9 protein-coding genes are annotated in these 10,068 nt (G+C 43.7%); 1 reads left to right on the forward strand and 8 read right to left on the reverse strand.

Annotated elements, in window-relative coordinates:
• The 4 genes from G632_RS0114250 to hisC form a co-directional block, all read right to left on the reverse strand.
• Positions 1-2,736 (reverse strand): hypothetical protein, encoded by a 2,736-nt coding sequence (locus G632_RS0114250; protein ID WP_022770039.1) that lies wholly within the window; start codon positions 2,734-2,736, stop codon positions 1-3.
• 280 nt (positions 2,737-3,016) lie between these two features.
• Entirely contained in the window at positions 3,017-3,871 is an 855-nt protein-coding gene (locus G632_RS0114255; RefSeq protein WP_022770040.1) for a class I SAM-dependent DNA methyltransferase, read from the reverse strand.
• Between the two features lie 47 nt (positions 3,872-3,918).
• Positions 3,919-4,437: a small multi-drug export protein gene (locus tag G632_RS0114260; protein WP_022770042.1), complete on the reverse strand. Its 519-nt coding sequence runs from the start codon at positions 4,435-4,437 to the stop codon at positions 3,919-3,921.
• A 17-nt stretch (positions 4,438-4,454) separates the two neighbouring features.
• On the reverse strand, positions 4,455-5,513 hold the full coding sequence (gene hisC, locus G632_RS0114265; RefSeq protein ID WP_022770043.1) for a histidinol-phosphate transaminase: 1,059 nt from the start codon (positions 5,511-5,513) through the stop codon (positions 4,455-4,457).
• Positions 5,514-5,977: 464 nt separating this feature from the next.
• Here hisC and G632_RS21400 point away from each other — a divergent pair, with 464 nt between their 5' ends.
• On the forward strand, positions 5,978-7,039 hold the full coding sequence (locus tag G632_RS21400; RefSeq protein ID WP_022770044.1) for a hypothetical protein: 1,062 nt from the start codon (positions 5,978-5,980) through the stop codon (positions 7,037-7,039).
• 46 nt (positions 7,040-7,085) lie between these two features.
• Here G632_RS21400 and G632_RS0114275 read toward each other — a convergent pair whose 3' ends face one another.
• The 4 genes from G632_RS0114275 to G632_RS20205 all read right to left on the reverse strand — a co-directional run.
• Entirely contained in the window at positions 7,086-7,697 is a 612-nt protein-coding gene (locus G632_RS0114275; protein ID WP_022770046.1) for a thymidine kinase, read from the reverse strand.
• Between the two features lie 21 nt (positions 7,698-7,718).
• Positions 7,719-8,240 carry a QueT transporter family protein gene (locus G632_RS0114280; RefSeq protein WP_022770047.1) on the reverse strand — a complete coding sequence of 174 codons (522 nt, stop codon included), beginning with the start codon at positions 8,238-8,240 and terminating at the stop codon, positions 7,719-7,721.
• 131 nt (positions 8,241-8,371) lie between these two features.
• The gene (locus G632_RS0114285; RefSeq protein WP_022770048.1) at positions 8,372-9,154 is read right to left on the reverse strand and encodes a mechanosensitive ion channel family protein; all 783 of its coding nucleotides are present in this window, start codon (positions 9,152-9,154) and stop codon (positions 8,372-8,374) included.
• 461 nt (positions 9,155-9,615) lie between these two features.
• Positions 9,616-10,068 (reverse strand): IS3 family transposase (locus G632_RS20205; RefSeq protein WP_035782789.1); only part of this gene is annotated, 453 nt, incomplete at its 5' end.

Below are 10,068 nucleotides of genomic sequence, written 5' to 3' on the forward strand. Positions count from 1 at the left end.
TTACTGGTTGGCATTATCGCTTGCGTTATTGTTTGCCTTAACGCTCTTTCTTCTGATAATCTCCTCTGTTGTGATACCAAGTGCTGCGAGGATCACAAGTACAAACCATGGGAATGATGCCTTCTTCTGCTCAGGGATAGTATCAGCCTTAGCTGTCTCTTCCTCAGCGATAACTGTAACTGTATCAGACTTCTTCTCCTCAGATGAAGCCATATCTCCAACTACTGACTGGTCATTTGTATTAGTATTCTCCGCCTTAACCTGCTCTGTCTCTGTAGATGTTACAGATGCAGCCTTGGCTGTCTTTGATGTCTTTGTGCTCTTCTTTGCGCCGAGTACTGCTGCCTGTGCATCATTTGCTGCAGGAGCTGCTGTAGTAGTTCTAACTACAACAGGGGTAATTGTTGAAGATCCATTATCTCCGTCATTGTTTCCGCCCTGGTCTGAACTTCCGTCTCCCTTAGGTGTAAGGTCAGCAACCTTCTTGTCTCTTGCAGTCTTAGCATCTGCTACTTTCTTGTTGATATCATCAAGAATCTGCTTCTTGTTCTGAAGATCCTCGTTTGCAATATTGAGATTATCCTCAAGTGTCTTCATAACGAACAGATCCATGCTTGTATCTTCACCGCCGATAGTGATCTTTCTCTCAAGATCAGCGATTGACTTCTCAAGCTCATCAACTACAGCCTGAGCCTCTGCCACCTTTGCCTTAGCATCTGTTGCTGCATCGATAAGATCCTGGTAAGCTGCTTCCTCTTTTGCATAAGCCTCCTGGGCTTTCTTTATCTCTTCATTAGCTGTCTTTGCTGCCTCAAGTGCTGCCTTCTTAGTCTCTCTTGCATAATCAGCAGCGTCATCCTTTGCCTTGGCTGCTTTCTTTTCTGCTTTCTTGGCTTTATCTACTTCCTTCTGAGCTTTAGCAAGTTCCTTCTCTGCAGCCTTAAGTTCTTTTTCAAGCTTCTCAGATTCGCTTTTTTCTTTCTCTATCTTCTTTTTAAGATCATCAATCTTTTTCTGATTTTTCTTTACTGCTTTTTCTGCATCTGATGCTTTGGTCTTAGCATCATCGTATACCTTTTTAGCCTCTTTTACTTTATCATTTGCTTTTGTAAGAGCATCACTCTTTGACTCATAATCAGCAATAATCTCGTTTGCCTTACTTACAGCTCCTGAGATTTCAGCAAGGTCATCGGTAAGTCTTTTTACCTCTGCGTCTGTATCTGCAACATTCTGCTCCTCTGTAAGAACAATGCCTTCCCAATAATCCTTAGCATTCAGGAGATCCTGATGTTCCTTCATAAGCACCTGATACTTCTTCTTATCAGCATACCTTTTAAGGCCGGATTCCCTTCTCATATGCCACATTCTTTGCCATAAAGCATCAGCTTTATGCGAAATCATATCAACATTATCCTGGGCGTTCTTAAGATCAGCCTTTGACTGCTCATTTTCTTTTTTGGCCTGCTCAAGGTCAGCTTCCATTTTCTTAGTATCTTCGAACTGCTCGTCAGCTATTTGTTCTGATAGCTCCTGATACTTATCATAAGCTTCTTTTGCTGCATCAGATGCCTCTTTTGCTGCCTGCTTTGCCTCATTGTTTGCCTTTGTGGCAGTAGCGAGTTCTGCCTCTGCCTCGTCATACTGCTGGGCAAGCTCCTTTTGAAGCTCCTCTGCCTCAGCAAGCTGCTCCTTAAGCTCCTGCATTCTCTTATCGCTTACTTTATTCTTCTCTGCCTTGCGGATCTTCTCCTTGATCTTTTCAACCTTATCAAGAGCCTTTTCCTTATTAGCTTTTTTGTCTTCAAGCTCATCCTGAGCATCCTCTACTGCTTCTCTCTTCTGCTCAAGATCCTCTACTGCCTTCTTATAGGTCTCATCTGCTGCATCTGCTCTCTTCTGCGCAGCTTCTGTTGCAGCCTCAAGCTCCTCTTTTGCATTCTCTATTGCAGCATTTGACTGGTTCTCTAAAAGCTCAAGATTTCTCTGCGCATCTTCAAGTGCCTCTCTTGCTGCCTCAAGATCCTCAGAAGCCTTAGCATCTGCCTCTTCATATCTTGCACGAGCATCCTCTACAGCCTGCTTAGCATCCTCGAACTGCTTTGTGAGCTCTTCTGACTTCTTAACTGCTTCCTCATAAGAAGTCTCAGCTTCCTTAGCAAGACCTTCTACTTTATTGTATGCTGCATTTGCGCCTGCAACTGTTGATGCATTCTTAATTGCTTCTGTAGCTGCATCGATATCAGCGCTCTTTGCTGCAAGATCATCGCCTGCCTGCTTAGCAATCTCCTGATCCTCTGCTACGATTCCGCCGGCCTCAATCAGGTCTTCCTTAAGTTCTTCGTTTACATTTTCGATTGTCTCGATATCCTGAGCAATCTTGTTATCACTTGCTGTGATAGAATCAGTAGCTTCATTTATCTCATTTCTGAATCCGTCAACCTTGCTGTTCTCTTTTTCATACCCGTTATCGATAAGCTCATCAACTGCATCGTTTACATCGCCGACCTTGGAAGCAACCTCATCTGTCTTCTCCTGGTACTGCTCTGCAGTCTCTTCTGCTTTGCTCTCATCTGTAGTGATCTCACTCTGATCTGCTAACACTTCAGTGTCATTATTGTTGTAAGCGATTTCATTTTCATCTGCAGCAAAAGCTGTGATTGATGTTGATGCCATGCTGGCACTTAAGCCGAATGCTGCAACCCTGATTAACTGTGACTTTACATTGTTGTTTTTCATTTTTTCCACCTCGTAAATAATCTTGTTTTGTTTTTGTTTTTCCCAACTTGTGTGTTAGGATAGCACCGCCAAAATCATAAAAGCCATCATAATTGGCCAGAATTTTGTCATTTAACCAAGGCTTTAGGGTTCGTTTATAGTTCGTTAATATTTTTTCGAAATCGTTTAAGAACGCGCAGTTGGCGCATTGTTTTTCTTTAGATTTCGTTAATAGATACTTTTGTAAGCGCTTCCAGTTCCGTGTAAGAGGCATAAAAATAACGGATTCAAGGCAATTGCCTTAAATCCGTTTTCCGTTTTCTCTTGCTATTATATAGATTCTTTCACTGTTGTCATCAGGCTTTTCGTGGGTATCTGCATCTATCGCCTCAATGAACGTAAGCCCCGCTTTTTCCACGAACTGCCGCATTTCTTCCAGGGTGTAGCCTCTCTGGAAATGTGTCTCTACCGATCGTCTGAAGACCTCATCCTTCTCATCGCACCTTGCAAAGATCGTCAGGTCGTACTCATTTACATGTTCTTCTTCATGGTAGTAGTTGTCCCAGATGAAGCTGCAATCCTCTCTGTTCTCGGCTATTGTTGTATCGCCGATCACGTCCCGGTACTTGTGAAGCGTGTTGAAATCAAAGATAAATACTCCGCCCGGATACAAGAAGTTATTCACCAGCTTAAAGGTATCTATGACCTCCTGATCCTCAAGTACATAATTTATGCTGTCGCAGACACTTACTATGGTTCCTGCCGTGCAGTACAGATCAAGCTCCCTCATGTCCTGCTCCAGGTACATAATATTGTAGCCTGCCTCGGCACTCTTCATCCTGGCAAGGTTTAGCATATCGGGCGATAAATCGATTCCCATTATGTCATAGCCAAGTTTATAGAGCTCTTGGGTAAAAGAGCCTGTTCCGCAGCCTAGTTCTACTATCAGGTTCTTCTCTTCGTCCAGCGCCTGCTCGGAATCCTCAGCAGTATCATATTCTTCCGAGAGCTCTTTTCCCTGACTCTCCCCCGATCTTACAGGCTTAGAAATGCCGTACTTCTCAATTAGTCCTGCAACAAAAGTACCCCATACTGCGTATGGGGTCTCATCCATAAAGGTGTCATATACTGCTGCAAAATCTGTATATGCTTCCATTTATATTCTCCTGTAAGGGCATCCTGCCCTCTTGTTAACTACAGTACTCAGCCTGTAATTCCTACATATGCTCCAAATCCAAGTGCTGAAACAACACTTACGATCACAGCTGCCAGTGCAATTCCGCAGATAACCGCAGTTACTGTCTTCTTAAAGTCCATATCCAGGATGCTGGCTGCAAGTGTACCTGTCCATGCTCCGGTTCCCGGAAGAGGGATTCCTACAAAAAGCATAAGCGCTACAAACAATCCCTGTCCTGCTTTTGCCTGAAGCTTCTGTCCTCCCTTTTCTCCCTTTTCAAGGCAGAAGGTGAAGAACTTGCCGATAACCGGCTTGTCTTTTCCCCACTCAAGGACCTTCCTTGCGAAGAAATAGATAAGGGGTACAGGAATCATGTTTCCTATCGCAATGAGAATGTATCCAAGGACCAGGTTGAATCCTGTATCAGTTAAATTAAAACCATGAGCAATGGGAATAGCTCCCCTGAGCTCGATAAGTGGCACCATTGAAACGATGAATACTGTAATATACTGACCGATCAGTGACTCTTTAAAAAATGCTAACATAATAACTCCTCATATAATTATTTGCCGAGATACTCTTTTAAAACCTCTATGAGTCTGTCCATCTCCTCATCTGTACCAATGGAGATTCTAAGATACTCACTTATCCTGCTCGGCTTATCAAAGCGACGCACTATTATATCATGCGAGCGCAGATAATCAAATATGTCCTTACCTGGTTTCCCCGGGTGACGGGCAAAAATGAAGTTTGTGGCCGAATCCCCGAATTCAAAGCCAAGCTCTTTTAACAAAACCTTGGTGCGCTCTCTGGTGGCAATGACCTTGCCTGTTGTCTCTTCGAAGTACTCTCTGTCATTCATGGCTGCTGCCCCAAGTGATAGAGAGGGCATATTCATGGTGTAAGAGTTAAAAGAGAACTTGGCATCCAGAAGGTATTTGATGAGCTTCTCGCATCCGAAGGCGTAGCCTATACGAAGCCCTGCCAGTGACCTTGATTTGGAATAAGTTCTTACAACAAGAAGGTTATCATACTTATCTATAAGAGGAAGTGTACTCTCTGCGCCAAAGTCAACGTATGCTTCATCGACTATGACAACCACGTCCCTGTTATGGCTGATGATATCCTCTATGGCATCAAGCGGGAGCTTAACTCCTGTGGGCGCGTTTGGATTGGCGATCACCACTCCGCCGTTCTCACCGTAGTAGTCCGCAGGATCGATTGTGAAATCATCTTTTAAAGGCATCTGCTTGTAGGGAATCCTGTACAGATCTGCCCATACGTCATAAAACGAATAGGTTATATCCGGGAAAAGAATCGGTTTATCGGAATTAAAGAATGTGAGGAACGCCATGGACAGTACGTCGTCAGAGCCAACTCCCACAAAGACATTCTCTTTTTTCACATTATAAAAAGATGCGATGGAATCCACCAGCACAGAGCAGGTAGGATCCGGATATTTCCTGAAATCCGAAAGCTCAGTCTCCTCATAGGCCTTATACACCAGAGGTGATGGCGGATATGGATTTTCATTTGTATTAAGCTTTATTATGTTCTTAATCTTAGGCTGCTCGCCGGGTGTGTATGGCACAACCTTTCTAACGTACTCTTCCCAACTCATATCTGCTCCACTTTTTTGTTGCAAATCAAAGTTATCAGTGAATGTAACATACCTTCGCATAAAGCGAGGTATGTTACCCCGTGGGCGTCGTCATATGGACATGTAAACATGTCCACATGACTCGTGCCTTCACGAGAATCACTGTCAATTATACGGACTGCTCCATGCAAAATCAAGCGGGCAGATATACGCTCTTTTCAAAATGTCTTTTTAATTATTGTCAGAATATTTAGTCTTCTGAAATCTCTATAAGGTATTGAGAGCCCCAATCCGATATATGTAATGACAGCTATGGAAAGCATGGATCTTCATGGATGAGTTACAACTTCATCGATATGAAGGTCCTTTTTTGCGCCCAAAAAGTGACTGCACCAACGCAATCTGTGTGTACAGGTCAAAAAAATTTGCGCTCAGGATGCAGCATTTAGGGCAAAACGGCACCTTCATATCCCAAAGGAGGTACCATGAAAATTGCGCAAAGTAATGTGCACCTTGTCTCCTCGAATAAGTATTTTGAGGAGAACAGCATCTCGGTTCAAAGTGGCACCATGACAAGAGGGTCTTTTCTTGAAAGTCTTCAGAATCAGGAAAAGAAACTCGACAGCCTTGAACTGAGCGGCGATGCAGTTGGAAGTACAGACTCCACTGCACTTGGAAGTGAGACGTACACTTCCTTTAAGCCTTCTAAGACTGAGTATCTGAGCACCTTTGAGAGCAGCCTTGAAGAGCAGATCTCTGAACTTCGGGCATCTCTTCTTGACAGGATCCTTCGCCTTCTTCAGATGTTTGGCGGCGATAATCAGTCAAAAGGCTTTAAGCACACTCTGTCAAACACTGCAAATATGCTGACAGAGAATTCCTTCGTCAAAGTCACAACCGTCTCCATGACTCATATAGAGCAGGAGGAGACCACTTTTAGCGGAACAGGCACAGCTCTGACTGAAGACGGAAGGTCAATTGATTTCGGAGTTAGCTTTTCAATGTCCAGGCGCCTTACCGAATATGCCGGCATGAGCGTAGCAAGCGCCGTAAGTCTTATTGATCCTCTTGTCATCAACGTTGGAAGTGATGTGACTCACATCAGTGACCAGTCCTTCTACTTTGATCTTGACTGTGACGGACAGGAGGAAAAGATATCCAATCTCGGAAAAGGCTCAGGTTTCTTGGCCTATGACAAGAACGGCGATGGCAAGATTGGTAACGGGTCCGAGCTATTTGGAACAAAGAGCGGAAATGGCTTTGCTGACCTTGCAGCCTACGACAAAGACGGCAACGGATGGATCGATGAAAATGATGAGATCTACGAAAAGCTCAGCATCTGGATCAGAAACGAAGATGGAACAGACAGTCTTCTTAGTTTAAAAGAATCGGATGTAGGAGCAATTTATCTTGGCAATGCGGAAACGGAATTCACTCATCACAATTCCAACCTCCTTACAGCAGCCATGATGAGATCCTCCGGAATCTTCCTCAGAGAAAGCGGGGGAGTTGGTCTTGTTCAGCAGCTTGATATGGCTGCGCTTTAAGGGCAAAAATATAGGACTATGGGCTCCCTGCTCATAGTCCTTGTTTTCATTCCTGTATATCTCTTTCACGAACTCCGTCAACTTCTCCGCTAAGGAAATGTCTTCTGCAGACAGATACATAGGATTCATTGCCTCCCATCATGATCTGCTCGCCGTCTCTTACGATCTTTCCATTGCATACTCTTGCGTTGAAATGTGCTCTTCGTCCGCACCAGCATACAGTCGGAACTTCCTCGATGTAATTGGCGATTTCCATAAGACGCTTGGAGCCGGTAAATAAGTGGCTTGTAAAATCTGTTCTAAGACCATAGCAGATAACCGGAAGATCATATCTGTCCACAACTTCTGCCAACAGATCAACCTGCTCTTCGGTGAGGAACTGCGCTTCATCCACAAGAACACAGTCCAGCTTCTTCCAGGCATCGGACTTTCTTGTGAACCATTCGTTTACAACCTCGTCAAGGAAGTCTTCAACAAAGGTACATTCAGCCTCAAGTCCCATTCTGGACTTAACCTTCTTCTCTCCGTCCCTGTTCTCGATGCCGGGCTTAAGAAGAATACAGTTCTGTCCCTTCTCAATATAGTTGTACCTGACCATCAGAGCGTTTGCGGTCTTGGAGCTCCCCATAGCCCCATACCTGAAATATAGCTTTCCCATACCATACCCCTTATAATTTTATTATTTCTTTTTCCTAACAGACTCTGCACCGTTTCCGAAAATTCTGTCCTTGAAAGGGCTGAGTGCTGAAATAAGGATCTGTCCGAAGAATACGCAGGTAATGATCTCTCCTGCTCCAACTGTCAGCGCAAAGTACCAAAGAGCACCGGGAATTCCGTATGCATACTTAAGTACGAAAGGAATGATGACAGCATTTGAAACTACCGGTGGAACTGAGCAAAGGAATCTGTTCTTTCTTACCATATATGTTCCTACTGCTCCGATAAGTGTAGCAAGTGTTCCGAAGATAATATCAGGAAGCGCTCCACCGAAGAAGATGTTTGAAATAAGGCATCCGATTGCAACACCCGGTACAGCTGCGGGAGTGAAATACGGAAGGATTGTAAGACATTCCGAAAATCTGACCTGAATAGCACCGCTTGCCAGATCGAATCCTGCTGCGAGAGCAGTAAGTACAACGTAAAGGGCTGCGATAATTGCCGCATGCACGATGTAAAGTGTCTTGTTGGTTGTTTTGCTCATTGTTGGTTTCCTCCATTAATGCATTATTAGTTACCAACTGCAACCATGCGGTAATGTCACCTCCCAGATAATCACAGTTTTAATCAAACAAAATAGTATAAACAGATAAACTGCTTTTTGTAAAGAGAGAATTATTCCTCTCCCTGTAAAAGAACAAGTTTGTTGTAAGGAATCTCGATCCCCTCTTCCTTGAATCTCTTCATTATCTCCACAAGGCACTCAGAGCATGTTCTTGGGTTGTCTCTGAAGTCCTCTGTCTCAACCAGAGCCTGAAGTGTTACTCCGCTGTCATCGCAGCTCTTGCAAAGTACCACAGGTCTTTTGCCATAGTGCTTTGGATGATTCTTGATAGTATCTGCGATAACATCCATGGCCTTTTGCATATCAGTGCCATATGCTACCGAAACTCGTATCGGATAGGAGAAAGACTGCTCCTGCGTGTAATTTACGATAGTTGATGAACCCACAATTGAATTTGGGATGTAGATGATCTCATTCTGATAGGTCTTGATTACAGTGTGTCTTAAGGTGATATCCTCAACAAATCCGGGATCGTAGTTATCTATCTTGATCCTGTCTCCCATATCAAAGGGTCTTGAGTGGGATGCAGAAAGGGCTATTCCGGAAAACACATTTGCAAGTGTTGACTGGGCAGCAAGACCGAGTACAACAGCCGCAATTCCGGATGAAGCAACAGCCGTCTCCCAGGTCTTGGAGAATGCCGGAATTCCGCTCAGCGCTGTCAACGCAGCTACAGCCCATATCAGCGCCAGAATGATACCCTTTAAGAATATCAGATGGAGCTTGCCTCTTAGCGTCTTCTTATTGAGGACTTTATTTATGAACATGTTTAGGAAATATGCCACCAGAAACGGCAGAACATATTTAAGAAAAATATCCAATGCTTCTTTCATACATCACCTCCAAAAACATAGGTAGTATATCACATTTGCCTCCCCCGCGCCACGTGCATTGTAGCAGGAAATTTCATGGCGTCAAGAACATAGCAAGTGGGCAAAAAGCGCCCATTCTTGACGCCATGGCATTTCCCGCATTCAGGTCACTAAGCGGGGAAGGCATGTTTGGATATCTCCGGTCCTCTCATGCTTACCTATGCGCTCGCAGTTACTGTTTTTTGGCATTTTTTCTTCCAGGACAGTAAGGTTATTTCTTCCATCTGTTCATCCTTACTGTCCTTTTTAAGTTTTTTCTCTAGGACAGTAGTGCTTCATACACATTTCAGCTCATCATTACGGTATTTTTGAAGTTTTTGATTTAGGACAGTAAGGTATATTGCTCACATCTGCTTATCCTTACGGTATTTATCAAGTTTTTCTTTTAGGACAGTAAGACTTACATTAAAGTGAACCCCGTGTCAAGGACACACACTCATATTTTTGGCAGTATTTATTGCCAATGCTGATGGTAGTTGATTGGTTACTTTATAATGATAGTATTCATTTGGTGCCATCCCTTGTAGCTGCACCTGATACCTATCGTTATTATAGTAATTGATCCAGTCATTTATTCTGTCCTGGACATCATCAAATGCCTCCCAGGCCTTTATATAAGGGCTAAGTTCGTCTTTCATATGTCCGAAGAAGCTCTCTTGTGGAGCATTATCCCAACAGTTTCCTCTTCTGGACATAGATTGCCTGAGAAGAGAGTTTTGGATTAGTTCTCTGAACTTAACACTCGTGTAGTGGCAGCCTTGGTCACTATGGATGATGGTTGTAGCATTCAAAGAGTATAAATGATTTCTCATTAGTTGAAGCACTGTCTCAAGTACAAAGTCTACTTCAAGTGATTCACTAAGTTGGAAGGCCAG

Source organism: Butyrivibrio sp. NC2007, assembly GCF_000421405.1.
GTDB lineage: Bacteria > Bacillota > Clostridia > Lachnospirales > Lachnospiraceae > Butyrivibrio.